Origin of the sequence: Marinobacter sp. F4216 (assembly GCF_019931195.1) — a bacterium.
Taxonomy (GTDB): domain Bacteria; phylum Pseudomonadota; class Gammaproteobacteria; order Pseudomonadales; family Oleiphilaceae; genus Marinobacter; species Marinobacter suaedae.
The window spans coordinates 433,556-457,685 of the sequence record NZ_JAIOUO010000003.1; the positions used below are offsets into that span (position 1 = coordinate 433,556).

General features: G+C 58.3%; 24 protein-coding genes. 11 read left to right on the top strand and 13 right to left on the bottom strand.

The window, feature by feature from the left end:
* Nucleotides 1–6 precede the first annotated feature (6 nt).
* Nucleotides 7–846: a 23S rRNA (adenine(2030)-N(6))-methyltransferase RlmJ gene (locus K8I84_RS07400; protein WP_223794502.1), complete on the bottom strand. Its 840-nt coding sequence runs from the start codon at nt 844–846 to the stop codon at nt 7–9.
* A 164-nt stretch (nt 847–1,010) separates the two neighbouring features.
* On the opposite strand from K8I84_RS07400, the gene K8I84_RS07405 reads away from it, so the two are divergent.
* Nucleotides 1,011–2,318, top strand: coding sequence for an MFS transporter (locus K8I84_RS07405; protein ID WP_223794101.1), 1,308 nt, complete (start codon nt 1,011–1,013; stop codon nt 2,316–2,318).
* A 28-nt stretch (nt 2,319–2,346) separates the two neighbouring features.
* Here K8I84_RS07405 and K8I84_RS07410 read toward each other — a convergent pair whose 3' ends face one another.
* A complete protein-coding gene (locus K8I84_RS07410; RefSeq protein WP_223794102.1) occupies nt 2,347–2,709 on the bottom strand; it encodes a DUF4870 family protein in 363 nt (120 codons plus the stop codon).
* A 291-nt stretch (nt 2,710–3,000) separates the two neighbouring features.
* Between K8I84_RS07410 and K8I84_RS07415 the strand changes: the two genes are divergently transcribed.
* Nucleotides 3,001–3,390, top strand: coding sequence for a nuclear transport factor 2 family protein (locus K8I84_RS07415; RefSeq protein WP_223794103.1), 390 nt, complete (start codon nt 3,001–3,003; stop codon nt 3,388–3,390).
* A gap of 157 nt (nt 3,391–3,547) precedes the next feature.
* On the opposite strand, the gene K8I84_RS07420 is transcribed toward K8I84_RS07415, so the two are convergent.
* From K8I84_RS07420 to K8I84_RS07430, 3 genes are all read right to left on the bottom strand, one after another.
* Complete coding sequence (locus K8I84_RS07420) at nt 3,548–3,814, bottom strand: hypothetical protein (RefSeq protein WP_223794104.1); 267 nt, start codon at nt 3,812–3,814, stop codon at nt 3,548–3,550.
* A 94-nt stretch (nt 3,815–3,908) separates the two neighbouring features.
* Nucleotides 3,909–4,169, bottom strand: a complete 261-nt coding sequence (locus K8I84_RS07425) for a hypothetical protein (RefSeq protein WP_223794105.1) — start codon at nt 4,167–4,169, stop codon at nt 3,909–3,911.
* 206 nt (nt 4,170–4,375) lie between these two features.
* Nucleotides 4,376–6,178 (bottom strand): acyl-CoA dehydrogenase, encoded by a 1,803-nt coding sequence (locus K8I84_RS07430; protein ID WP_223794106.1) that lies wholly within the window; start codon nt 6,176–6,178, stop codon nt 4,376–4,378.
* Nucleotides 6,179–6,307: 129 nt separating this feature from the next.
* On the opposite strand from K8I84_RS07430, the gene K8I84_RS07435 reads away from it, so the two are divergent.
* The gene (locus tag K8I84_RS07435; protein WP_223794107.1) at nt 6,308–7,282 is read left to right on the top strand and encodes a GlxA family transcriptional regulator; all 975 of its coding nucleotides are present in this window, start codon (nt 6,308–6,310) and stop codon (nt 7,280–7,282) included.
* Nucleotides 7,283–7,386: 104 nt separating this feature from the next.
* Nucleotides 7,387–7,551, top strand: a complete 165-nt coding sequence (locus tag K8I84_RS07440) for a hypothetical protein (protein WP_223794108.1) — start codon at nt 7,387–7,389, stop codon at nt 7,549–7,551.
* On the opposite strand, the gene K8I84_RS07445 is transcribed toward K8I84_RS07440, so the two are convergent.
* Entirely contained in the window at nt 7,548–8,591 is a 1,044-nt protein-coding gene (locus K8I84_RS07445) for a CNNM domain-containing protein (RefSeq protein WP_223794109.1), read from the bottom strand. The genes K8I84_RS07440 and K8I84_RS07445 overlap by 4 nt on opposite strands.
* On the bottom strand, nt 8,588–10,642 hold the full coding sequence (locus K8I84_RS07450; protein ID WP_223794110.1) for an NADPH-dependent 2,4-dienoyl-CoA reductase: 2,055 nt from the start codon (nt 10,640–10,642) through the stop codon (nt 8,588–8,590). The genes K8I84_RS07445 and K8I84_RS07450 overlap by 4 nt, the downstream gene beginning before the upstream one ends.
* 347 nt (nt 10,643–10,989) lie before the next feature.
* On the opposite strand from K8I84_RS07450, the gene K8I84_RS07455 reads away from it, so the two are divergent.
* The 7 genes from K8I84_RS07455 (at nt 10,990) to K8I84_RS07485 (ending at nt 17,165) form a co-directional block, all read left to right on the top strand.
* The gene (locus tag K8I84_RS07455; RefSeq protein ID WP_223794111.1) at nt 10,990–13,791 is read left to right on the top strand and encodes a monovalent cation/H+ antiporter subunit A; all 2,802 of its coding nucleotides are present in this window, start codon (nt 10,990–10,992) and stop codon (nt 13,789–13,791) included.
* Nucleotides 13,791–14,159: a Na+/H+ antiporter subunit C gene (locus K8I84_RS07460; RefSeq protein WP_223794112.1), complete on the top strand. Its 369-nt coding sequence runs from the start codon at nt 13,791–13,793 to the stop codon at nt 14,157–14,159. Before K8I84_RS07455 ends, K8I84_RS07460 begins: the two co-directional genes overlap by 1 nt.
* Nucleotides 14,156–15,673: a monovalent cation/H+ antiporter subunit D gene (locus K8I84_RS07465; protein WP_223794113.1), complete on the top strand. Its 1,518-nt coding sequence runs from the start codon at nt 14,156–14,158 to the stop codon at nt 15,671–15,673. Before K8I84_RS07460 ends, K8I84_RS07465 begins: the two co-directional genes overlap by 4 nt.
* The gene (locus K8I84_RS07470) at nt 15,673–16,164 is read left to right on the top strand and encodes a Na+/H+ antiporter subunit E (protein WP_223794114.1); all 492 of its coding nucleotides are present in this window, start codon (nt 15,673–15,675) and stop codon (nt 16,162–16,164) included. Before K8I84_RS07465 ends, K8I84_RS07470 begins: the two co-directional genes overlap by 1 nt.
* Nucleotides 16,161–16,430 carry a K+/H+ antiporter subunit F gene (locus K8I84_RS07475; RefSeq protein WP_411722662.1) on the top strand — a complete coding sequence of 90 codons (270 nt, stop codon included), beginning with the start codon at nt 16,161–16,163 and terminating at the stop codon, nt 16,428–16,430. Before K8I84_RS07470 ends, K8I84_RS07475 begins: the two co-directional genes overlap by 4 nt.
* 26 nt (nt 16,431–16,456) lie before the next feature.
* Nucleotides 16,457–16,786, top strand: a complete 330-nt coding sequence (locus tag K8I84_RS07480; protein ID WP_223794116.1) for a Na+/H+ antiporter subunit G — start codon at nt 16,457–16,459, stop codon at nt 16,784–16,786.
* A gap of 97 nt (nt 16,787–16,883) precedes the next feature.
* Complete coding sequence (locus K8I84_RS07485; RefSeq protein ID WP_223794117.1) at nt 16,884–17,165, top strand: pyrimidine/purine nucleoside phosphorylase; 282 nt, start codon at nt 16,884–16,886, stop codon at nt 17,163–17,165.
* Nucleotides 17,166–17,282: 117 nt separating this feature from the next.
* On the opposite strand, the gene K8I84_RS07490 is transcribed toward K8I84_RS07485, so the two are convergent.
* The 6 genes from K8I84_RS07490 to K8I84_RS07515 are packed head-to-tail and all read right to left on the bottom strand — an operon-like array spanning nt 17,283 to nt 24,130.
* On the bottom strand, nt 17,283–19,157 hold the full coding sequence (locus K8I84_RS07490) for a sigma 54-interacting transcriptional regulator (RefSeq protein ID WP_223794118.1): 1,875 nt from the start codon (nt 19,155–19,157) through the stop codon (nt 17,283–17,285).
* Between the two features lie 24 nt (nt 19,158–19,181).
* The gene (gene leuD, locus K8I84_RS07495; protein ID WP_223794119.1) at nt 19,182–19,820 is read right to left on the bottom strand and encodes a 3-isopropylmalate dehydratase small subunit; all 639 of its coding nucleotides are present in this window, start codon (nt 19,818–19,820) and stop codon (nt 19,182–19,184) included.
* Nucleotide 19,821: 1 nt separating this feature from the next.
* Nucleotides 19,822–21,234, bottom strand: a complete 1,413-nt coding sequence (gene leuC / locus K8I84_RS07500) for a 3-isopropylmalate dehydratase large subunit (RefSeq protein WP_223794120.1) — start codon at nt 21,232–21,234, stop codon at nt 19,822–19,824.
* 10 nt (nt 21,235–21,244) lie between these two features.
* The gene (locus K8I84_RS07505) at nt 21,245–21,676 is read right to left on the bottom strand and encodes an isopropylmalate isomerase (RefSeq protein WP_223794121.1); all 432 of its coding nucleotides are present in this window, start codon (nt 21,674–21,676) and stop codon (nt 21,245–21,247) included.
* Nucleotides 21,666–22,256, bottom strand: coding sequence for an isochorismatase family protein (locus K8I84_RS07510; protein WP_223794122.1), 591 nt, complete (start codon nt 22,254–22,256; stop codon nt 21,666–21,668). Before K8I84_RS07510 ends, K8I84_RS07505 begins: the two co-directional genes overlap by 11 nt.
* The gene (locus K8I84_RS07515) at nt 22,253–24,130 is read right to left on the bottom strand and encodes a hydantoinase B/oxoprolinase family protein (protein WP_223794123.1); all 1,878 of its coding nucleotides are present in this window, start codon (nt 24,128–24,130) and stop codon (nt 22,253–22,255) included. The genes K8I84_RS07510 and K8I84_RS07515 overlap by 4 nt, the downstream gene beginning before the upstream one ends.

Below are 24,130 nucleotides of genomic sequence, written 5' to 3' on the forward strand. Positions count from 1 at the left end.
CGCTGGCTACTCCGGGACCAGCCAATCCAGCCGGTGAGTAACGCCAAGCGCTTCGCGCCCACTCACGTCGTCCATCATGGCGGACAGACGCTCGGACAGGCCCCAGGGCGGATTGACCATCAACATGCCAGAACCGGTCATCCCCCGCTCAGGCGGATGGTCCAGGTGTACTTCGCTGCGCAGCACCTTCCGGACCGGACCCTGCTCAACGCCTTCCAGCAAGCCTTTTTCCAGGCCACTGGTGAGCACGGGATACCAGATAAGATAGACGCCATGACGGCATTTCTTCCACGCCTTCGCCAGCGCCGAGGCAACGGCCTGGTAGTCGGATTTGATTTCATAGGACGGGTCCATCAGCACCAGCAAACGGGGCTGACGCGGAGGAAGCAGCCTGAACATGCCTTTCAGGCCGTCCTCCTGCCGGACCTTAATCCCTCTGGCACTGGCCCACTCCTCAAGCCGGGCGCCTTCGGTGGGGTGCAACTCAAACGTGGTCAAGGTGTCATCGGCCCGAAGAAAGTGGGCAAACCATGCTGGTGATCCGGGGTATCGATTGAGATCATCCGAGGCCGGGTTCAATCCGGAGAGCACACTCAACATGGGTTGCCAGTCCGCTGATGCCAGACTGCCTCGGGCCGCCCAGACTTTCCGTATACCGTCATCGGCTTCGGCGGTTTTCCGTGCCCGGTCACTGTTCAGGTCATACACCGCACTTCCCGCATGTGTATCGATGCAAGCAATGCCGGAGGGTTTGGCCTGCATCATCGACATCGTCAGCGTCAACGCTGCGTGTTTCTGAACATCGGCGAAATTGCCGGCATGGAAGGCGTGCAGGTAACTCAGCATGGATAACTCCGGATAGCCGCGGGTAAGGAAGCGTTTGCGCATCGAAGGCTAGCACCGTCCCCTTACCCTGAACAGGCCGGATCATCCCGATGACGGTATAAACCCGCGGGCACGGTTGTTACCCTTAACAACTTACTCCCATCAGGACCAGCAGGAAGCGCACCTTGACCAAGCAGAACACCGATACCATCGACCAGCTCTACAGCCTGATTGCCAACGAGGAAGACGCCCGGGTGTGCAAGGACATTCCCGACGAAGCCTGCCGGGAAGTGCCCAGAAACTTCTTCCTGATCCTCGCCAGCAACGTACTGACCAAACTGGGGGACCTGCTGACGAGCCCCAAGACGGTATTGGCCTGGCTGATGAGTGCGGTGGGCGCGCCGGCCCTGGTGGCCTGGCTGGTGCCCATTCGCGAATCCGGCTCGATGCTGCCCCAGATGGTGATTGGTGCCTGGGTTCGTCGCAAGCCGGTGCGCAAATGGTTCTGGGTGATGGGCAGCTTTGGCCAAGCCGTCAGTGTGATGGCCATGGCCGCCAGCGTCTGGTTTCTGGAGGGGTACGCGGCCGGCGCGGGGATTGTTGCCGCATTGATCGCCTTTTCCCTGGCACGAGGCTTCTGCTCGGTGGCGATGAAGGACGTACAGGGAAAATGCATCCCCAAATCCCGCCGGGGCCGTCTGTCCGGCCTGGCCACCACGTTCGGCGGAACCCTGACCGTCGCCATGACGCTCCTTCTGTTCTGGGGGCAGGAAGATCCGAATGTGGCGTTTTATAGTCTGCTGCTGATGCTGGCCGCCGGGCTCTGGGTGATTGCAGGCTTTCTGTTCGCCGGTGTTCAGGAATACGAGGGCGAAACCAGTGGTGGAGGCAATGCGCTTGCAGAGGCGTTCAAGAGCCTGTCACTGTTGAAAGAGGATGCACCGTTTCGCCACTTCGTGATTACCCGGGCATTGCTGTTGTGTTCGGCCCTGGCGGCACCCTATTTCGTGGTGCTGGCCCAGCAGCAATCGGAGGGCAGCCTTCTTCTCGGTGTCTTTTTACTGGTAAGCAGTCTGGCCAGCTCCATCAGTGCCAGCGTCTGGGGCTGGATGGCGGACTCATCCAGCCGCAAAACCATGATTCGCGGCGCCGCCATTGCCAGCGGGGTTTGCCTGGTCGTGGCTGTTACCGCCATGGCCGCGGACGATGGAACACGGAGTTCCTGGTTCTACCCCGCAGCCTTTTTCGTGCTGCAGATTGCCCACTCGGGCGTCCGGCTGGGGCGGAAAACCTATCTGGTGGACATGGCCGGCGGCAACAAGCGCACCGACTACACGGCCGTCAGCAATTCAGTGATTGGCGTTCTGCTGCTGGTGACCGGCGCCCTGACCGCGGCGATATCGGCCATCTCGGAAATCGCTGTGATTCTGGTACTGGGCTTAATGGGCGCTGCCGGCATGGTCAGCGCGCTCCGGCTGAAGGAAGTATCCTGAGGCGCCCATTCGCTGAGGCCGGGAGGCCTCAGATGGTTTTTCCGTCATTCAGGGCCAGCGCCCCTTTGACAATGCGGTAGATCATCCAGATGGACACACCCAGCAGGATGAACCAGCCAATAATGAGTGCCGTGGTCAGCACCCCGATGACCGTCCAGAGCAGGCCAATCCAGAAGGTCCGGATCTGCCAGCGGAAGTGGCTTTCCACCCAGGTATTCTGGACGTCATCCAGTTTGACGTAGTTGATGATAACGCCCACCAGCGGCGCGATGCCTCCGGTAAAAAAATGCAGGGCCTGAAGGATATAGACCACCACCGCCAGGTTACGGGCGGGATCTGAGCGACGGGCTACGGGGTCCGAACCTGCGGGAATAAACTCCGGTTCAGTCAAGGTAAGTCTCCTTTTCCATACTTAGCCGAAGTCTACCACAGCCCCATTGCAGTATAGCCCGCTGCAGTCAGCGATTGGCCGGGAGTGCGCCGCCCGGCCTTCCTTGCAGCGCCACGGTCAGCGTTTGTCAGCTTTCTCTGCAGCTAACGCGACCGCTTTCTGCAGGCCCATTTCCAAGTGTCATTTGTCATTGTCCCGCTTTTGTTATAGAGGTGAAGGGGTGCAGAACGCCTTGCACATCCATAACCCAAGGCATGTCCAGCCGTCGCCTATCAGCTATTGGGGGCAACCATGCAACCAAAAGACATCGTGGCGCAGTTCATCTCCGACGTTCATGACCAGCGACTGGAAGAAGCCAAGGCTCTGCTGGCCGAAGAGGGCTTTGAGTATGTTGGCCCGAACATGCGCTTCCTGAATCGCGATGACATGCTCGCCTACCAGTTCGGCCTGGTCGCCATCCAGAAAGACCTGGTCACCCGTCAGCTCAGTGCCGACGGTGAGCACGTATTCGCCATTCTCGATTACCGGACACACTTCGAACCCATCGGCGATGTCCGGCTCGCGGTCTGGTTCCGTGTCCGGGACGACAAGATCCAGAGCGTCGAAACCTTCTACAATGCGGCCGTGGTAGAAAACATGCTTGGCGGCAACCTGCCTCCCCCCGGCATGGTCGGTTCCTGATTCGTTGTGAATTCGAAAGGTGTAAGGGCTCCGCAACGGGGCCCTTTTGTCATTGAAAGGAGAAGCTTCGTCGGTTGACTGGGTGGGTGGATATCAGTCTGTGCAGGCCCGGCAAACAACCGCCCCGGGCAGGGCGTGCCGGACCCGGGCTGAGGGGTTACTCCTCGGTCATATCCTCGTACCCTTCCTTCACAGCATCCGCAGCGTCATCTGCCGCCTCGCCCATTTCCTCAGCCGTATCAGAAACCGCATCCTTGGTGTCCTCATAGGCATCACCAGTAGCATCAGCTGCATCATCCGCCATGTCTTCAACGTTGTCTGCGGCCTGCTCCAGATCCACACCTTCTTCGCTTTCCTCAGAACTGCACGCAGTCAGTCCGAGCGTCAGTGTAAAAGCAACTGCTGCCAGAATTGGTTTATACATAACCACTCCCTCCATTGGTCCATAAAGTACCGCTATGACAGGTTAAGGGCACCGGACGCACCACACAACCGACGCCGGATTACCCTTTGGTTAGTTAGTAGGCTGACGGACAGAGCCGTTGGCCGTCCAGTGTGATGATATGGTCAATGCCAACCATCACGCGCCGCCCCAGCAACACGTAATCATGGCCTGCACGGCTATAGAGGTCCTTGATAATGTCATGAACGGTACAGACCTGACCGGAGCTGTCGCGATAAACAATCTCTGCAAGCTGACCGGAAGTGATGTAGCTACTCAGAATATCCAGAGCCGACCAAGGTACGACCGTATTCGGCGCTCCCCTCGATGGAATCATGCAGAAGCCATCCCCGTTTAAAGTTGTTCGATGGTTTGTGTGGTTTTTCTATTACAGGCAGGAGTCTGGTTCACAATCAGCGATTTCGCCAGTATCCGCCCGGCAAGGCCTGTCAGCTGTGCCAGCAGTTCTCAAGGGGTGGTTGGTAATTGCCCCCGGCGATCAGGCCGAGGGCTGAAGAAGGGATAGGAGCGGGGACCTTTCGGTCAGAACCACTCCGTTTTCATTTCCAGGCAAGTGTCATCCTGATTGCGCAGCAGCACCAGGTCCTGAGCCACCGTGGGCAGCTCCCAGTGAAAGAAATACTGGGCCGCCTGAAGCTTGCCGCGATAGAAGCTTTCCTCACTGCCTGCCGGCATCGCCATCAGCGCCTTCTCCGCGGCATTGGCCTGTCGCAGCCACATCCACGCCACCACAATGTGGCCGAACAGGTGCAGGTAACAGGACGCATTCGCCAGCGCCCGATCCGGGTTCTCCTGCATCAGGCTCTTGCCGAGGCTCTGGGTGACCTGAACCGCTTTCTGCAGGGTTTCGCTCAGGGACAGCGCCCACTGCTGGCAGCGGTCGGTTTTTGCTTCGGTCAGATCGATCTGCATTTGCTGCATCAGCAATTGCAGGCCGTGGCTCTGATCCTGCCAGACCTTGCGACCCAGAAGATCCAGCGCCTGGATGCCGTTGGTACCTTCGTGAATCGGGTTCAGTCGATTGTCCCGCCAGCACTGCTCAACCGGATATTCCCGGGTGTAACCCGCGCCGCCGTAAACCTGAATGGCCAGGTCGTTGGCCTTGGGGCCGTACTCCGAGGGCCACGCCTTGATCACCGGGGTTAGCAAGTCCAACAGCTTGCCCGCCTCAATACGCTTTTCCTCGTCCGGATGGGTATGCTGATCGTCCATCAGCCGGGCACCGTACAAACACAGCGCCAGCCCCCCTTCGCTGTAGGCTTTCTGGGCCAGCAGCATACGGCGAACGTCCGCGTGCTCGATGATGGGTACCTGCGGGGCTTCCGGGCTCTTCTCCGAGGGCTTGCGGCCCTGCAAACGGTCTTTCGCGTATTCCAGGCTGTGCATGTAGCCGCGATAACCGATGACTGCCGCGCCAAAGCCCACGCCAAGGCGGGCTTCGTTCATCATCTGGAACATGTACTTCAGGCCCTGGTGGGGCTCGCCCACCAGATAACCGTGGCAGGGCGCATCGTCACCGAAACTCAGTGCCGTGGAGGTGGTGCCCCGGTAACCCAGCTTGTGAATCAGGCCAGCAAGGCTGACCCCGTTGCGTTCGGTGCTGTTTCCGTCGCCACCCACCCGGAACTTGGGCACGATAAACAGGGAAATACCCCGCACACCACCCGGTGCACCTTTGATCTTGGCCAGCACCATGTGAACGATGTTTTCGGTGAGGGATTGTTCACCACCGGAGATGTAGATCTTGGCGCCTTTGATCAGGTAATGGCCATCGTCGGTTGGGGTGGCCGAGGTACGGATATCCGCCAGTGAGGAACCGGCGTGAGGTTCGGTCAACGCCATGGTGCCTGTAAAGCGACCTGACAGCATATGAGGCAGGAACGTCGCTTTCTGCTGCTCATCACCAAACACGCGAATCAGGTTTGCGGCGGCGGTGGTCAGAAACGGGTACCCGGCCGTGCCGGGGTTGGCCGCCGTGAAGAACCCATTGCAGGCCGCCATAACCGATTCAGGCAGTTGCATGCCACCCAACTCGTAGTCGTAACGTCCGGCCAGGAAACCAGCCTCCGCATAGGCATCAAAGGCCTCCTTGACGTCCGGAAGCATCTCCACCGCACCGTCCACAAAACGCGGTTCCTGCTTGTCTGCCGCACTGTTGTGGTTGGCAAATTTGTCCCGGGCCAGCCGATCGGCGGTTTCGATCACCGCATCAAAGGTGTCGCGACTGTGTTCTCTGAACCGTTCCCGGGTGGCCAGACTCTCGGTATCGAGGACTTCGTACAGCTGGAACGCCAGGTCACGGCGGTCAATCAGCGTATCACTCATGCTTGAATCTCCTATGTGCTTGCACACAGGGTGTCACAGGCCATTCGGATGATAAACCGGCATTTATGACATATTATTGGTCGATACTGCCTATCTAATCCCTAATGAACTGATTTAAGGGCAAACAACATGCTCCGTGTCGCTGTTATTGGCTTTGATGGTGCGTTGGCCAGCGCCATCACCGGCATCATTGACCTTTTTCGTCTGGCGGGCGTGTCGTGGGCACGCATCCACAGCGAGGAACCGGACCCACGCTTTCATACCCGGCTGCTGACCCGGGATGGAGGCCCGTGTCGCTGCATAAACGGGATGACTCTGATGGCCGATGGGCGCTGGGATACCGACGACCCGGCAGACGTCATCGTTATTCCCACCATTGGTGCCTTCATCCCGGATGTGCTCAAGCGCAACCAGGCCCTTATCGAGTGGTTACGCCAGCAGGACAGCAAGCAAACCCTGCTAGCCAGCAACTGCACAGGTGCCTTCCTGCTGGCCGAAGCCGGCTTGCTCGACGAAAAACAGGCAACCACCCACTGGGGCTTCAGTAACCAGTTCCGGCAGCGCTACCCCCGGGTTTACTGTCACCCGGAGAAGCTGGTCACCGTGGACGGCAACGTGGCCTGCGCCGGCGGTGGCATGGCGTGGTGGGATCTGGGCGTCTATCTGGTGGAGCGCTATGCAGGCACCGATGTCGCCCGACAGCTGGCAAAGGCATTCGTCATTGATGCCGGCCGAACCAGCCAGGCGCCCTACGGCGCGCTGCAAACCAAGCGATATCATGCGGACCGGACCATTCTGGAACTGCAGGACTGGCTTGACGCCAATTACACCAACCCCGTCACCCTGAGGGATCTTTGCCAGCAGACCGGGCTGAGCGAACGATCATTGTTCCGACGTTTCCGGGCAGCAACGGGCGACACGCCGACCACCTATCTGCAGCTTCTTCGCATTGAGCATGTCCGCCAGCGACTGGAGTCATCCCGCCAAGCCATTGAAGATATTATTCATTCAGCCGGCTACGAGGATGTAAGTTCGTTTTCCCGTCTGTTCAAGAAGCATACCGGCATGGCTCCAGGGGCCTACCGGGCCCGCTTTGCCCGATGAGGACTGTAACAATGGCACGAGGTATGCGTCAGAAAAAATAGAAGACCAAATTTTGGTGCAGTTCGTAAAGAATTTTGACACCAGTGTCTGAGTGGGAGGGCACCATGGACACACCATCACGGCCAAGTCAGGCCGACGTTCTGAACAAGCTGTATTGCATGAAGCAAAAGCAGCTGGCAAAAGCCTTAGAAAGTGGCAACAGCTTGCGAAGTCAAGTACTTGCGGCCGAAGCTGAAGCCATCTTCAATGCCATAAAAACCGCTCGCTAATCTTTTCTCTCACCTTTTCCGGGAGCCAGGCTTTTCTTCAGGCGACGGCTCCAGCGCTGTTTCGCGTAGCGGCGAAGGTTAGAGACATTGTCCGTCTCGTCCATGATCTCGGTGCCCAACAGCGTCTCCAGTATGTCCTCCAGCGTCACTATGCCCAGCCAGGTGCCGAGCTGATCGTACACCACCGCCAGATGTTGGCGCTCCCGCAACATGTCTGAAAACAGGAATTCAATATTGGTATTGCCCTTGACCCGCTTGACCTCGCGCATGTGGGACAGGAGATCTGCGTCCTCATCGAGATTGAGCAGATCGGCACGGTGCAGATAGCCAAGTGCCTCGCCCTCTTCGTCGATGACCGGGTAACGGGAAAAGGGCGAGTTCCGTACCTTGTCCCGGAACACCTCCACCGTCGTGCCCGGCTCGATGTACTTGCACACGGTTCTTGGGGTCATCACCGAATCCACTTTGATTTCATGAAATCTCAGTACGTTGTGGATGATTCGTTTTTCATCCTCATCAAGCGCCTGCTGATCCCGGCCTATTTCTGCCAGGGCACTGATTTCTCCCCGAATGTCCGTCTCCGGCTCACCGGATCCGATGCGGCGGGTCACCTGCTTGGACAACCAGATGAACGGCAGCAGCGCCTTGATCATAAACCCGAGGATGGCTGGCAAATATGGCGCCAGTCCCCGCCAGTACTTGGCGCCAATGGTCTTGGGAATGATCTCGGAGAAAATCAGAATGGCCAGGGTCATCGCTGCGGAGGCCACGCCTAGCCACGCCTCGCCAAACACAACGGCAACCTGGGCCCCGACCCCGGTTGCCCCGACCGTGTGGGCCACGGTGTTGAGCGTAAGAATGGCGGACAGCGGCTCTTCGACGTCGTCCTTCAGTTTCCGGAGGCCCTCAAACTGTTGCGGCCGCTCGTTTTTCAGGGAGGCAACATAGCTTGGCGTCACCGACAGCAGAGCCGCCTCCAGAATGGAACATAGGAACGAAAACCCGATCGAGATGATCGCGAACGCAATGAGTAAGGTCATAGCTTTATCGCAACTTCCGTTCCCTGTCGGAAGGCCCGTTTTGCGTCCAGCTCTTCGGCAACATCGGCACCGCCGATCAGGTGCGCCTTGACACCAGTGGCCTCCAGCTGATCGAAAAGTTCCCGGTAGGACTCCTGCCCGGCGCAAATGACCACGTTATCGACATCCAGCACGCGGGTTTCGGTTTCCTTGCCTTCCTTGTCCACCAGGGTAACGTGCAGACCATCGTCATCAATGCGGTCATATCGGCAGCCACGCAGCATTTCCACGTCCCGGTGTTTGAGGCTGTTTCGGTGCACCCAGCCGGAGGTCTTGCCCAGACCCGCGCCAACCTTGCCGGTCTTGCGCTGCATCAGGTAGATCTTGCGGGGCGACTCGGTGGGCTGACGCTCGGCCAGGCCACCCGGCCCTTCGTAGTCCGGAGCCACACCCCATTCTGCCTGCCAGGCATCAATGCTGATCTGCTCGCCTTCCGGTTGATGACTGAAGTCGTGGGTCAGAAACTCACTGACGTCGAACCCGATACCGCCGGCGCCAATCACCGCCACGGACTTGCCCACCGGCTTGTTATGACGCAACACATCCAGATACCCGAGCACTTTCGGGTGGTCAATACCGTCAATAGCAGGTGTTCTCGGTTTGACGCCGGTGGCGACAACCACGTCGTCAAAACCGGCCTTGGCCAGGAATTCCACATCCACCCGGGTATCCAGTTTCAGCTCGATGTCCAGCAGCTCGATCTGGCGCTGGAAATAACGCAGGGTTTCGTAGAACTCTTCCTTACCGGGAATCCGCTTGGCGTAATTGAACTGCCCACCAATCCGGTCGTCCGCTTCGAAAAGGGTGACCTTGTGCCCACGCTTGGCGGCAGTCGTCGCGGCGGCCAACCCGGCAGGCCCGGCGCCCACCACCGCCACACTCCGCACTACCGGCGCCACGGTCAGCACCAGCTCCGTTTCATGACAGGCGCGAGGGTTCACCAGACAGGACGCCCGCTTGGCCTGAAACGCGTGGTCCAGACAGGCCTGGTTGCAGGCAATACAGGTGTTGATTTCATCCGCCCGGCCCTGCTCGGCCTTGCGCACAAACTCGCTGTCCGCCAGTAGCGGACGAGCCATGGACACCATATCGGCTTTGCCGGCGGCCAGAATTTCCTCGCCCTTCTCGGGCGTGTTGATCCGGTTGGTGGTGCAGAGGGGAATATCCACTTCGCCATAAAACTTGGCGGTGACATCGGCAAATCCACCCCGGGGAACGGAGGTAACAATGGTCGGCACCCGTGCCTCGTGCCAGCCAATGCCGGTGTTGATAATGGTGGCACCGGCCTGCTCAATGGCCTTGCCCAGGGTGACGATCTGATCCCAGGTCTGGCCGCCTTCCACCAGATCCAGCATGGATAAGCGGTAGATGATGATGAATTCCGGACCAACTGCTTCGCGGATCCGGCGCACGATTTCCACCGGCAAACGCATCCGGTTTTCATAGGGCCCACCCCACTTATCCGTCCGCTTGTTGGTGCGCTCGCACAAGAATTGATTGATGAAGTAGCCCTCGGAACCCATCACTTCCACACCGTCGTAACCGGCAAACTTGGCCAGTTCCGCCGCGCGGACAAAGTCCTTGATCTGTCCTTCAACGCCACGGGTAGACAGGGCACGGGCCTTGAACGGAGTGATTGGTGCCTTGGTGGCGGACGCAGAGACGGTGAACGGATGATAACCATAGCGCCCGGCATGCAGTATTTGCAGGCAGATTTTGGCGCCAGCTTCGTGCACGGCGCTCGTGACGTGGCGGTGTAACAGGGCCGTTCCCTTGTTATTCATGGTGGAGGCAAGAGGCGCCAACTGACCGGCCAGGTTCGGCGAATAGCCGCCGGTCACCATGAGCCCTACCCCACCCTCGGCGCGCTCTGCAAAGTAACGGGCAAACTTGTGGATATTCCAGAACCGGTCTTCAAGCCCGGTATGCATGGAACCCATCAATACGCGGTTACGGAGTTCGGTGAATCCAAGATCGAGGGGGTTAAGTAGATTTGGGTAGGTTGAACTCATGATGTTGCCTCACGAAAAATTTATACCGAGTATACACTTGGTGAATGGCAAGGTGACTTGACCGACAGGACGGGCCACGTATCATCGGCAATCAAGTTTGACTGACGGAGCGACCATGACCTCAAGGTCTACTGGCTGCAAGTTCTCCACTGGCACGCCGATAACCGCAGACATCGCGCTGCATCGGGGGCGTTTGCCATACTTTCCTGATCCACCTGCCCGGGCCTGAGTGTTCATCATTATCCTGTCCGCTGGTCAGCACCGCTCTGACTGAAGGATGGAGCCGGAGACAAGAAACAATAACAGGCTTGTCTCTACGACTAACAAGGATCCGATAAGAGGTTGCGATGTCGCTACCGTTGGTTGTTCTACTGCCATTTCTGGGGGCCATAGCCGCACCCCTGTTTGCCCAGGGGGGACGCACGGCCATAGCCATTGCGTCGTCCGTGCCGGCGCTGATTGCCCTTGCGGCGCTATTCCCGCACTGGCAAACCCTCGCCGATGGCGGTGTTGTGCTTTACCACGCCGATTGGCTTCCTGCCCTGGGACTGGCCTTCAGTTTCCGCCTTGACGGGCTGTCACTGCTGTTCGCCCTGCTGATCCTCGTTATCGGTCTGCTGATTATCCTGTACGCCCGTTACTATCTGAAGGCACAGGAGAACGTCGGCAAGTTTTATGCCCTGCTACTGAGTTTCAAAGGCTCGATGCTGGGCATTGTGCTGTCCAACAACCTGCTTCTGATGATGATTTTCTGGGAGCTGACCAGCCTGACCTCCTTCCTGCTTATCAGTTTCTGGAACTACAAGCAGGACGCCCGCCGGGGTGCACGAATGGCACTGGCGGTCACCGGTGGTGGCGGGCTGGCGCTGCTGGCAGGGATCCTGATGATCGGTAACATTGTCGGCAGCTTCGAGCTGGACCAGGTTCTGGCCGCCGGCGACCAGATCAAGGCGCACTCGCTCTATCCAGTGGCCCTGACCCTGATCCTGCTGGGCGCCTTTACCAAGTCGGCCCAGTTCCCGTTCCACTTCTGGTTGCCCCACGCCATGCAGGCGCCGACGCCAGTCTCGGCCTATCTGCACTCAGCCACCATGGTCAAGGCCGGCATTTTCCTGATGGCCCGCTTGTACCCGGCTCTGGCGGGCACCGAACAGTGGTTCTATATGGTCAGCTTTACCGGCATGGCCACCTTGCTGATTGGCGCCTACGTGGCCATGTTCAAGCACGATCTGAAGGGTCTGCTGGCTCACTCCACAGTCAGCCACCTGGGCCTGATCACCCTGCTATTTGGCATGGGCACGGAGCTGGCTGCCGTGGCGGCAGTATTCCATGTCATTAACCACGCCACCTTCAAGGCATCACTGTTTATGGCCGCCGGTATCATCGACCACGAAACCGGCACCCGGGACATGCGGCGCATCAACGGGCTCTGGCGTTATATGCCTCACACCGCCACCCTGGCGATGGTCGCAGCCGCGTCCATGGCCGGCGTACCCTTGCTGAACGGCTTCCTGAGCAAGGAAATGTTCTTTGCCGAATCCCTGGAACTGAACCTTCCAGGCATCTGGGCATGGCTGCCGCCACTGGTGGCCACGCTGGCGGGGATTTTTGCGGTTGCCTATTCGGCTCGATTCATTCACGACGTGTTCTTCAACGGTCAGCCGGTGGATCTGCCCATTTATCCGCCCCACGAACCGCCTCGTTACATGAAGATACCCGTCGAGATTCTGGTATTTGCCTGCATCATGGTGGGTATGTTTCCGGCGATTTCTGTCGGTCCTCTACTCTACGCGGCGGCCGCGGCCACGCTTGGCGGAGAGGTGCCCGAGTACCACCTGACCATTGCCCACGGCTTCAACCTGCCCCTGCTGATGAGTTTCATCGCCTTCTTCGGCGGTTTGCTGATGTACACCCAGCGACAAAAATTCTTCGACTTCCACGCACGGTTTAAAGAAGTGGACGAGAAAGCAGTGTTCGAAGCCGCCATGTTGCGCGTCGAAGGCTTTGCCCGGGGCATCACCGAGCGCGTTGAAAATGGTTCGCTGCAGCGATATGTCTTTTTCCTCGCCGTCAGCGTCATTGCTGTGGCCGCCGCGCCGCTGATGGATCTTGGCATTTTTGTTGGCGAGTCTGGCCTGTCGCCCATCGACCTCCCGACCGCGCTGGCAGCCGGCGTGCTGATCATCTGCGCGTTCCTTACTGCAGCCCTGCACCGTTCCCGCTTCTATTCACTGACCCTGCTCAGCGTGGTCGGACTGGTGGTGGCACTGGCCTTTGCCCGCTTCTCGGCACCGGATCTGGCCATGACCCAGTTGTCGGTGGAAGTGGTCACCATTGTGTTGCTGATGCTGGCTCTCTATTACATGCCATCCTGGACACCACTTGAGACCTCCAAGCCTCGCCGCATTCGCGATGTCATCATTGCCCTGGTGGCGGGCACAGGCATGACGCTGGTGACCCTGGCCATGCTGACCCAGCCGTTCAACTCGATTTCCGACTTCTTCCTGGAAAACAGCAAATCCGGCGGCGGCGGAACCAATGTGGTAAACGTGATTCTGGTGGACTTCCGGGGCTTTGATACCCTTGGCGAAATCACCGTGCTGGCCATTGCCGCTCTGGGCATCTACGCCATGCTGAAAAACATGGCCCTGACCCCGCCCCCAAGCGATGGCCAAGGTCACGGCTGGACGCGGGATCTGCATCCCCTGATGCTGCGACTCGTCGCCCGACCGATGCTGCCACTGGCATTGATGGTATCCGTTTATATCTTCCTGCGCGGGCACAACCTGCCGGGTGGCGGCTTTATTGCCGGCCTGATCACCTCCATTGCCCTGATCCTGCAGTACGTGGCCAGCGGCATGGTCTGGACTCAGGATCGGGTGCCGTTCAAATACCACAATGTGATTGGTGTTGGCCTGCTATTCGCCGTTATCGCCGGTGCCGGCAGCCTCGCCTTCGGCTACCCGTTCCTGACCTCCACCTTCGGCTACATCACCTGGCCAGTGGTGGGTAAGTTCGAAGTAGCCTCGGCACTGATCTTTGACCTCGGGGTCTACCTGACGGTCATTGGCGCCACTCTGCTGGCAATTGTGAGCATTGGGAGAATCTCTCCGCATTCGGCCATCAAGAGTCCTAAGGAGGGCGCGTAATGGAACTTGTCTTTGCTCTGGTTATCGGCGCGCTGACCGCTTCCGGCGTCTACCTGATCCTGCGGGCCCGCACCTTCCCGGTGGTCGTTGGTTTGACGTTGCTGTCCTACGGCGTAAACCTTTTCCTATTCTCTAGCGGAAGACTGGCCACTGCCGGCCAGCCCATCCTGGGCTCGACGGAAGCCTACTCAGACCCTCTGCCTCAGGCACTGGTCCTTACGGCCATTGTGATCGGTTTTGCCATGACAGCGTTCGTCGTGGTGCTGTCCCTGCGCAGCCTCGCCGACCATGAAGATGACCATGTGGATGGCGAGCGCAATGCCCGGGCTGCGGATCGGGAACAGGAAAAACAGGAGGGTCAGCAATGACGCAGTGGCTGACCGCCCCCATTCTGATTCCACTGATCGGTGGCATTTTGCAGGTGTTCATGGGCTACGCGCCTATCAGCCTGCGCCGGACCCTGGCCCTGATCACTACTGTGCTAATGATGGTGTCGAGCATTGTGCTTCTGGCCATGGCCAGCGACGGTTCCTACCGGCTCTACGCCTTTGGTAACTGGCAGCCACCCTTTGGCATTGTGCTGGTACTGGACCGATTGGCCGCGCTGATGCTGGTGCTGACGTCGGTCCTCGCCCTGTTCTGCCATATTTTCTCGATCGGCGGTCAGGACGAGGGTAACCGCCAGTTCCACGGCCTGTTCCTGTTCCAGCTGCTGGGGCTGAACATCGCCTTCCTGACCGGCGACCTGTTTAACCTGTTCGTCGCTTTTGAGGTTCTGCTCATTGCCTCCTACGGCCTGTTAATGCATGGCGGCGGCCGAACCCGCACCGTGCCGGGCCTGCACTACGTGGTCCTGAACCTGGCCGGTTCGGCCATTTTCCTGATCAGTGTCGGCATGATCTATAGCGTCACCGGCACCCTGAACATGGCGCACCTGGCGGTGGAGATCCCCAAGGTCAGCGGCGAAGAACTGAACATCGTCAAGGCCGGCGGCATGATGCTGCTTGTAGTCTTCGCGCTCAAGGCAGCGCTGATTCCCCTGTGTTTCTGGTTGCCAAAAGCCTACGCCCGGGCAACCGCCCCCGTGGCAGGCCTATTTGCCGTGATGACCAAGGTGGGCATTTACGCCATCCTTCGAATCTACTTCCTGATCTTTGGCGACTCCGCCGGCGCACTGGCCAACCTGGGCATGGACTGGCTATTCCCGCTGGCCCTGATCACCCTCACCATGGGTGTGATTGGCGCACTGGGTGCGGATAACCTGAAAACCCTGGTGGCCTGGCAGGTGGTCATCTCTGTGGGCACCCTGCTGGCGCCCATTGCCCTGGGCTCCACCGAGGGCATTTCCGCTGGCCTGTTCTATCTCCTGAGCACCACCTGGACCGTCGCAGGCCTGTTCCTTGTCGCCGATCTGGTTTCAAACCAGCGCGGCTCAGCCAAGGACAAGATCGTCACAGCCCCACGCATGCACAACCGGACCTTCCTGAGTGTGCTGTTCATGGTGGGCGCCGTGGCTGCGGCCGGACTGCCCCCCCTGAGCGGTTTTTTCGCCAAAGTGCTGATTCTTCAATCTGCGCTGGATAGCTCTCAGATGGCATGGCTGTGGTCGGTCATCCTGATTGGCAGTTTCTTTACCGTGGTCGCTTACAGCCGGGCTGGAAGTATCGTGTTCTGGCGCACGGTGGATGGACACGTGGAAAACAAATCACCGCTGACCGGCACGGTATCGGTCAGTGCCGGCGCGCTGGTCGGCCTTAGCCTGATTATTGTGGCGCTGGCCGGGCCGATTGGTTCATACACCGACGCGACTGCCGCACAGCTGAACAACCCGCAGGCCTATATTGAGGTGCTCAACACGCCGATGGTGGGAGGAAATCCATAATGTTTGATCGCCTAAGTTTTTTTCCACAGCCCTGGTTGAGCGTATTGCTGTTTGCCACCTGGCAGCTTCTGAGCGATGGCATTTCTGGCGCAAGCCTAGTGATGGGTGTCCTGTTGGCCTGGGCCATTCCCCAGATGACTCACAGCTTCTGGCCAGACCCTCCTGCGTTCATCAGGGCCTGGCGCATGCCGCTCTATCTCCTGCGAGTCTTCAAGGACATCGTGATCGCCAGTATAGAAGTTGCCTGGCTGATTCTGAGCCCGCGTAAACCACGTCCGGCGTTTATCTCCTACCCACTGGAGCTGGAGCATCCTCTGGCCATCAGCATTCTGGCCAGCACCATATCCCTGACGCCGGGAACCGTGAGCGCAGACGTGAGTGACGACAACAAACTGCTGCTGATCCATGCCCTCGACGCGGAAAACGACCTGGAAGTCATCGACACGATCCGAAACCGTTACGAGAAACCTCTGCTGGAGATGTTCCATTGATGGTCGCAGCCCTATACATCACCATTGCCATGGTCACCCTGGCGGCACTGCTGAACGTGTTCCGTCTGATCAAGGGCCCGGATGCGCCTGACCGGGTTCTGGCACTGGACACCCTGTACGTCAACGCCATCGCCCTGATCATCCTGCTCGGCATCACGCTGGGCACCCGGATGTATCTGGAATCTGCGCTGCTGATTGCGGTGATGGGGTTTGTTGGCACCGTTGCCATGGCCAAATACCTCAAGCGCGGCAGCGTGATCGACTAACCACCGGCCCATAAAGGACACACGTTATGAGTGCGTTTCTTGAAATTATGATATCCATCCTTTTGCTGATTGGGGGCGCGTTTACCCTGATCGGCGCCATTGGACTGGTCCGGTTGCCGGACTTCTACACCAGACTGCACGGTCCCACCAAGGCAACCACACTGGGTGTGGGCGCCATTATGGTCAGCTCCGTGCTGTACTTCAGCCACCAGGGTGACCTGGGAATTTCAGAGATTCTGATTACCGTGTTCCTGTTCATGACCGCACCGGTCAGTGCCAACATTCTGGCCAAGGCCGCGATGCACATTGGCGTGAACACCGCCGAACACACCCGGGGCAACCCCTGGGACCAATAAGAACGGTTTAAACGGCACCTATCCGAGTATTTCCATTGGTTTCAGCCTAATCTCGTGTAAAGTAGGCGCCAAAATTCTTATAAGGAGACAGCGCACAATGCTGAAAGTGAATGAATATTTTGATGGCAACGCCAAGTCCATCAACTTCCAGACCTCAACTCTGCCGGCGACGGTAGGCGTGATCAGCCCGGGCGAATACGAGTTTGGAACCACCAAGAAAGAAACCATGACCATCATCAGCGGTGCACTGACCGTCATGCTGCCTGGTATGGATGACTGGCTGACCTACGGCGCGGGCGAAAGCTTCGAAGTGGCTGGCCAGGCCAGTTTCAAGGTCACGACAGACGTCGATACCGCTTACCTTTGCACCTATGAGTAAGCTCAAGCCCTGAGTCTGAACAAGCTACAAAAAAGCCCCGTGAGAGCTTCTGCCTTCACGGGGCTTTTTATTGCAGGGAGGCTTAAGGGATGTCGGCTAAACGTTTCTCCAACCCGATCAGTCAGCAGTGCCTGACTTGAGTTGTTTCAGGCGCCGCCACAATGTCGTCTGACTGATCCCAAGATACTCCGCTGTTCGGCTTTTATTGCCATTGAAACTCTCCAGCACCCGAAGAATTTCTTCCTGTTCCATAGCCTGCAAATGCCCAGAGTCCGTGGATGACTTTGATCCAGCCGGACGCTCAAACAACTCGGGTGCGAGAGTCGGAAGATTGCTGGCAAACTGGTTAACGGAGGTATACATGCTCGACGACACCAGCAACCGTTCCATTAGATTCTCGAGTTGTCGAACATTACCCGGCCAGTGGTACTCACGGAAAATCGGCACCAGCGCCTCCACCAACGCGGCCTCGTCCGTTTCTATGCCGTATTGCTTGCCCAGAGTCCGGACAAAATGGAGGGTCAGCGGTTCAATATCCTCGGGCCTATCCCGCAGGGGCGGCAGATTCACGATGAACACGTTAAGCCGGTAATAAAGATCTTCCCTGAAGCGACCCGCCTCAACCTCCTTGAGAAGATCATGGTTGCAGGCAGCCACAAATTTGATATTCAAGGCAATGGAGCGGCGTGCTCCGACAGGCCGCACCTCTTTTTCCTGCAACACTCTCAAGAGCTTGGCCTGCTGCGGCATGGGCAACGAGTTGATCTCGTCCATGAAAAAGGTGCCATTGTTGGCAGACTCCAGCAAGCCCGACTGCCCCCCACTTCGGGAATTGGTGAAGGCACCATCGGCATACCCGAAGATTTCGGATTCGAAGAGTTCGCCCGGGATGGCCGCGCAGTTAATCGCGACAAAGGGCCCGTTACGATTGGCGCTGGACTCGTGAACCGTTCGTGCTGCCAGTTCCTTACCGGTTCCGGTCTCTCCCCGGAGCAATACTGCCCCGGGCGTGGCACCATACACCTTAAGAAAATGACTTACTTCAATCATCTTCCTCGACTGAAACACCAGGGTGGAGGATGGTGCGTCGGCATCGGGAGCGCTGACTGGCGCCGCCTTGATGGAATACAGGTGGCCAACTCGCTGACCGTCTATTTCGAAAGATCGCTTGGCGACGCGGCAGAGTCGTTCACCAATCAGGATCCCATCGGCAACGGTTTCCGCCGTTTGAAGAAACCGCCCATCCAGGTAGCGGTCCACCCGCCGGTTCCGGCTCAAGCCGGCAATCAAGCTCCGGGCCGCGCCATTGAATCCAATGATCTGCTCATCCCGGTTGGTGACTACAGTCGCTTCAGTCGTACTATCCAGCAGAAACTGTGTGAATGCCCTCTGCTCGCTTTCCCGCTTGTATTCGCCGGCAACCGCGACAGCGCGTTGGATCATCTGCCGGCATGATTCGCGGGAATAGAGCATGACGAAGGGAATATTCGCGCTTTCGGCCAGATCGCAGGTGTAACTGGAGCCGATCACAACGCCAAAACCATCATCCCTGACACGATCGAAGACTTCTTTTGCCTCTTCCGCTGTCTGGTAGGTGCGATGGACGATTTCTGCACCCTCGACATACTCCAGAAAGCCCGTCCAGGCAGCTTGGTGCTCGTGTGTCAGCAACAGAATCTTGCGGTCCACCCGGCGAGCCTTGAGGACAGCTTCCACCAGATCGGATTGGCGAACCTCCAGCGGCACGACAGGAACCGGCAACGTATCCTTGAGGTAATAGGCGTTTGCCCCGGCGCTGATAAAGACATCGACTGCGTCGTGCTCCACAAGACGTCGGGCGGACATAAGGGCATCGTGAAAGACGTTGTCGATAATGACAATTTCGGCAATGGAGCTGAATTCCGGAACCAGCGAATGCACCATTTTGCTCAGCTTGGAGTTACCAATCAGGCAAACGGTGGCGCGACGACTCTCTGCGTTGTTGAATTCCAAAATTCCCCTCCGGAAATTACATCGTCAATCCTGAAACAGCCACGGCTCCAGTTTCTGGCGGTTCGTTTCATATTGACGCACGGACTCGGCGTATTCCAGTGTTCGGCCGATTTCATCCAACCCGCTCAACAGGTTTTCCCGACGCCCGCGGTCGACAACGAAGGCCCAGGTCCGCTCACCGGCCCGAATTTCAAATGCCTCAAGGTCGACTGTCACCTCCCGATCGGGCGATGTCTGCGCAAAATCCATGAGTTCATCAATGACGGCGTCATCCAGAATGACCGGCAACAGGCCATTGTTGAAACAGTTGTTGAAAAAGATGTCACCGAAGCTCTTTGCCAGCACAACACGGACACCAAAGTCCCGGAGTGCCCACACCGCGTGCTCACGGGAGGATCCGCAGCCGAAATTGGCCCCGGCCACCAGAATGGTTGCCAGGCAATACGGAGACCGGTTGAGGATAAATTCAGGGTTGGCTCGCCGTTCGGCAATCGGGGTATCCACATCCCCGGGATCCAGATAACGCTCATCGTCGAACAGAAAATCCCCGAAACCGGTCTTTTCCAGCATTTTCAGGTACTGCTTTGGCAGAATGGCATCGGTGTCGACATTGTCCCGGTCAAACGGCACGAGGGTGCCGGTGTGCTGGGTGAATGGTTCCATGTTACAACTCCCTGACGTCGGTAAGTTCACCGGTTAAAGCAGCGGCAGCTGCCATGACGGGACTGGCCAGGTGCGTACGACCACCTTTGCCTTGCCGGCCTTCAAAATTACGGTTTGAAGTAGAAACACAACGTTCGCCGCTGGCAAGGCGGTCATCGTTCATACCCAGGCACATGGAACAGCCGGCCGATCGCCACTCGAACCCCGCTTTTCTGAAAATGGTGTCCAACCCTTCGCGCTCGGCCTGAAGCCCGACCAGCCCCGAGCCCGGCACAATCAAGGCCTGCTTGATGGAGTGGTGAACCTTCTGCCCCCGGACCAGGTTCGCCACACTGCGCAGGTCTTCTATGCGCGCGTTGGTGCAGGAGCCGATAAACACCTTGTCGACGGGTACGCCTTTCAGAGCCTGCCCGGGCGTAAGGTCCATGTACTCGAGCGCACGTTGCAGGGAGTTACGCTCAGCCGGGCTGGCCAGGCTCTCGGGCACAGGCACGTGGCCATCAATGCCGGTGACCATCTCAGGGGAGGTGCCCCAGGTAACCTGAGGGACCAGTTTGCCAAGATCAAAACTCTCCTCGCGGTCAAATACCGCGTCATCATCCGTGTGGAGACTGCGCCAATACGCCAGTGCAGCTTCCAGATCCGCCCCCTCTGGCGCATGCGGTCGACCGCACACAAACGCCTCGGTCACAGAATCAAAGGCCACCATTCCTGCGCGCGCGCCCGCCTCGATACTCATATTGCAGATGGTCATTCGCCCTTCCATCGATAGATCCCTTATGGCATCCCCCGAGTACTCGATGGCATATCCGGTGCCACCGGCCGTGCCAATGCGCCCGATCAGAGCCAGGATCATATCTTTGGGCGTAACGCCCAGCCCCATTGGCCCATCGAATCGGACCCGCATATTCTTCTGCTTCTGGGTTCTCAGGGTTTGTGTCGCCAGCACGTGCTCGACTTCACTGGTACCGATGCCCATTGCCAGCGTGGCGAAGGCGCCGTGGGTCGCAGTATGGGAATCGCCACAGACGATGGTCATTCCCGGCAAGGTCAATCCCTGCTCGGGCCCGACCACATGAACAATGCCCTGCCGTGCATCCTCCAGTTCAATCAGCGGGATGCCGAAGTGCCGGCAGTTTTCCGTCAGCGTCTCAACCTGCCGCCTGGCCACACGGTCAGCGATACCGGTCACGCCCAGCTCCCGGTTGCGGGTCGGTACCGCATGGTCTGGCACTGCAATGTTAGCCCCTATGCGCCAGGGCTGGCGGTTGTTGTTCTTCAGGCCAGAAAAAGCCTGGGGAGAAGTCACTTCGTGCAACAGATGCCGATCGATATAAATGAGCGACGAACCATCGTCCAGTTCATCGACAAAATGTCGGCTCCAAAGCTTGTCGTACAGCGTTTGACCAGCCATCTTGATATCCTCAGTTTTGGCTAGATAGCAGCTCCCGGACTTCGGGATAACTCAGCCATTGGTAGAGTTCCTCGCCTTCATCGGCGTCAATCCTGAATCCACACCAGCTATCCAGTTGGCCATTCTGCAAAGGCTCAATGATGCAGTAAGGGCGGGCACAATCGCTGCCCGAAAGCCCCTCTCTATGCAGCAGGCTGCGGCTCTCATCCAGTTTTGCCTTTGCGGTCGCCCCAGCCACCCGATCCTCATCCGCGAGTGCACTGACGTTTTCCCGAAAGCCTGCCACATAGACCTCCCGGTAACTGCGGCACACCGCCGGCTCTGCAGCGAGACGGGCAATAAACGCCTGCCGGTTGTCGCCGTCGATAGTCTCGGTAGGCAACGAACCGCAGGCGCTCAGGGCAAGCGCCAGTCCCACGGACACGTATCGCTCAAAACACATGGTTCAGCGTTTCTTCCAAAGACAACACATCCACATACTTGGTATTGAGATCTTTCAGGTTGGCGGCATGGGCATCCATATCCCGATCACCGCATGCCTCCCGGACCACGACCGTCCGATACTCATGCTGCAGGCAGCCCAGGGCCGTTGCCCGCACACAACCACTGGTGGTCAGACCCGTCACCACCGCACCGTCGACACCCGAATTCTGCAACTGCTGGTGCAAATCGGTGCGAAAGAAGCCACTGGGCCATTGTTTGGTAATCAGGACTTCGTCGTCCCGCCGTTCCAGCCTTGGATCGATCGTCTCAAGCCCTGAACCAGCCTGCAGCACCTCGAGATCGGGCAGTTTCTCCCGGAAAATCCGGGCCTGCCCGGGAGAGCTGTAGGCAACGGTAGTAAACAGGACAGGCAATCCCCTGGCACGGAAGCCTTCAAGCAGTACGCGGTTGGCCTTGATGACCTCCCCGCACTCCGCAGCCAGAGGGCTGCGGGTGGGGTCAGTGAATCCAAGACTCATATCAACCACAATCAGGGCGTACTTGTTGGCCTTTGCCAGGACACGAGTGTCCAGACTCATGCTACACCCCCGGCACCTTTGTTCCATATGGGTGTCGCAGGAGCGGGAAGGCCGGTTTCAGCCTCACAACGAGCCTTGATTTCGTCCAGTGTTCCGCCACGGGAGAACAGATCCGGCTCATCGCGATCCTCGGCCATGCTGGCTCGCAACTCGGTTGTGGCGGCCTCATCAACCGTTCCGTCCGCGGTCAAAACAACCCCGTATCTCCGGGCGCCTTCCACACTGACAAGTCCCTTGCGGACGTCCGCTGCCACCTGGTCAGTCGCTCGCTGCAGTGGGTCACCCCAGCCACCGCCACCCCAGGTGTCGAAGATCACCAGATCACCCTTTTCGACCTTCACATGGTCGCACTTGGAAGGCAGGATACGTCGCTCACCGTTGACCTTGATCAGTTCCTTGCGGCTGCGCTGTCCGGGCGCACCGCCATTTACCCCCCACGGGTAGGTCAGCCAGCGATCATCGTGTATCGAGATCTCACCGTCTGCCAGCAGGCGATAACCCACGCGGATACCGTTACCCCCGCGATGAAGCCCGGCACCACCAGAGTCGGTGATGGTCTCGTAGGTTTCGATGCGCAGCGGGAAATAGGCCTCAACAAACTCGTTTGGCACGTTAGTAAAGCCCGGCCACAGGGAATGACCGTCAGGACCATCACCCACCGGGCGACCCGGGATTCCGCCGAAGCCGATCTGGAACAACTGGAACCACTCGTTGTTTTCGTCGTACCCGGAATACATGAAGTGGGGTGAGTCCGAGAACCCGGCACCGCTCATGGCATCCGGCGTACCCTGCCCGAGCAGGCCGCCCATGACGTCAAAGATGCGTCCCAGCAGGTGAGTCCGGCAAGACAGCGCGGCCGGGAAGTTCGGCTTGAGAATGGACCCTTGGGGAATATTCACTTCAACGAGGTCGTAGAAGCCATCGTTGAACAGGATCGAGGGATCAAACAGGTTGATGGTGAACGCCCCGAAGAACATCTTGAACATCTCCTCGTTGAGGTAGAAGTTCACTGAAGACGGAGCCTGCGGGTCGGTTCCCTCAAAATCGAAGATGGCCTTGTCGCCCTCGCGCCACATGGTGCAGCGAATGGTGTAGGGACCCAACCCCGCACCATCGTCACAGATATAGTCCTCGAAGGAACGTTTCTCTTCCGGAACCACATTGCGAATGATTTCGCGCATCGCTATGTAGTTACGTTCAAGCATCATGCCCAGTGCACTGCTGAACACGTCGTCACCGAAACGTTCTGCCAGTTCGACACAGCGACGTCCGGCAGTACGACAGGACGCCACAATGGCGTTGAAGTCAGACTTGTTCCAGCGCGGCATCCGCACGTTATGAAGGATCAGATCCAGAACGTCTTCGTTCAGCTCCCCCTTCTTGTAGATCTTCACCGGGGGAATCCGGATACCTTCCTCAAAAATGGTTTGCGCATCGGTCGGCAGGCTGCCCGGAACCTTGCCGCCCACATCGGACATATGACCGAACATGGCCGCCCAGTTAATGAGCCGGCCATCCTTGAAGATGGGCACCAGCACCAGCCAGTCCGGCAGGTGACTCACCGCCCCGTCGCACATGTACGGGTCATTGGTCAGGAAGATATCACCTTCCTCGATGCCGCCCTGGTAGGACTGGGTGAACCCGGTAATGAACGAACCGAATTGGCCAACCACCATTTTACCCTCGTGATTGGCGATCATCGGGAAGGCATCACCCTGCTCGCGAATACCCGGCGACATGGCGGTGCGGAAGAGCACGGCGTCCATCTCGTTGCGGGCGTTGGCCATGGCATTCTCGATAATATCGAGGGTGACCGTATCCACTTCTACGCGTTCAAGTGGTTTGCTGTTGGGTTGAACGATATTCGCAGGCAT

Excerpts from the sequence above, each read along its gene's own strand:
- K8I84_RS07400 (WP_223794502.1), bottom strand. The coding sequence starts at position 846 with ATGCTGAGTTACCTGCACGCCTTCCATGCCGGCAATTTCGCCGATGTT.
- K8I84_RS07415 (WP_223794103.1), top strand. The coding sequence starts at position 3,001 with ATGCAACCAAAAGACATCGTGGCGCAGTTCATCTCCGACGTTCATGAC.
- K8I84_RS07420 (WP_223794104.1), bottom strand. The coding sequence starts at position 3,814 with ATGTATAAACCAATTCTGGCAGCAGTTGCTTTTACACTGACGCTCGGA.
- K8I84_RS07425 (WP_223794105.1), bottom strand. The coding sequence starts at position 4,169 with ATGATTCCATCGAGGGGAGCGCCGAATACGGTCGTACCTTGGTCGGCT.
- K8I84_RS07430 (WP_223794106.1), bottom strand. The coding sequence starts at position 6,178 with ATGAGTGATACGCTGATTGACCGCCGTGACCTGGCGTTCCAGCTGTAC.
- K8I84_RS07435 (WP_223794107.1), top strand. The coding sequence starts at position 6,308 with ATGCTCCGTGTCGCTGTTATTGGCTTTGATGGTGCGTTGGCCAGCGCC.
- K8I84_RS07440 (WP_223794108.1), top strand. The coding sequence starts at position 7,387 with ATGGACACACCATCACGGCCAAGTCAGGCCGACGTTCTGAACAAGCTG.
- K8I84_RS07445 (WP_223794109.1), bottom strand. The coding sequence starts at position 8,591 with ATGACCTTACTCATTGCGTTCGCGATCATCTCGATCGGGTTTTCGTTC.
- K8I84_RS07450 (WP_223794110.1), bottom strand. The coding sequence starts at position 10,642 with ATGAGTTCAACCTACCCAAATCTACTTAACCCCCTCGATCTTGGATTC.
- K8I84_RS07455 (WP_223794111.1), top strand. The coding sequence starts at position 10,990 with ATGTCGCTACCGTTGGTTGTTCTACTGCCATTTCTGGGGGCCATAGCC.
- K8I84_RS07460 (WP_223794112.1), top strand. The coding sequence starts at position 13,791 with ATGGAACTTGTCTTTGCTCTGGTTATCGGCGCGCTGACCGCTTCCGGC.
- K8I84_RS07465 (WP_223794113.1), top strand. The coding sequence starts at position 14,156 with ATGACGCAGTGGCTGACCGCCCCCATTCTGATTCCACTGATCGGTGGC.
- K8I84_RS07470 (WP_223794114.1), top strand. The coding sequence starts at position 15,673 with ATGTTTGATCGCCTAAGTTTTTTTCCACAGCCCTGGTTGAGCGTATTG.
- K8I84_RS07480 (WP_223794116.1), top strand. The coding sequence starts at position 16,457 with ATGAGTGCGTTTCTTGAAATTATGATATCCATCCTTTTGCTGATTGGG.
- K8I84_RS07485 (WP_223794117.1), top strand. The coding sequence starts at position 16,884 with ATGCTGAAAGTGAATGAATATTTTGATGGCAACGCCAAGTCCATCAAC.
- leuD (WP_223794119.1), bottom strand. The coding sequence starts at position 19,820 with ATGGAACCATTCACCCAGCACACCGGCACCCTCGTGCCGTTTGACCGG.
- leuC (WP_223794120.1), bottom strand. The coding sequence starts at position 21,234 with ATGGCTGGTCAAACGCTGTACGACAAGCTTTGGAGCCGACATTTTGTC.
- K8I84_RS07505 (WP_223794121.1), bottom strand. The coding sequence starts at position 21,676 with ATGTGTTTTGAGCGATACGTGTCCGTGGGACTGGCGCTTGCCCTGAGC.
- K8I84_RS07510 (WP_223794122.1), bottom strand. The coding sequence starts at position 22,256 with ATGAGTCTGGACACTCGTGTCCTGGCAAAGGCCAACAAGTACGCCCTG.
- K8I84_RS07515 (WP_223794123.1), bottom strand. The coding sequence starts at position 24,130 with ATGCCTGCGAATATCGTTCAACCCAACAGCAAACCACTTGAACGCGTA.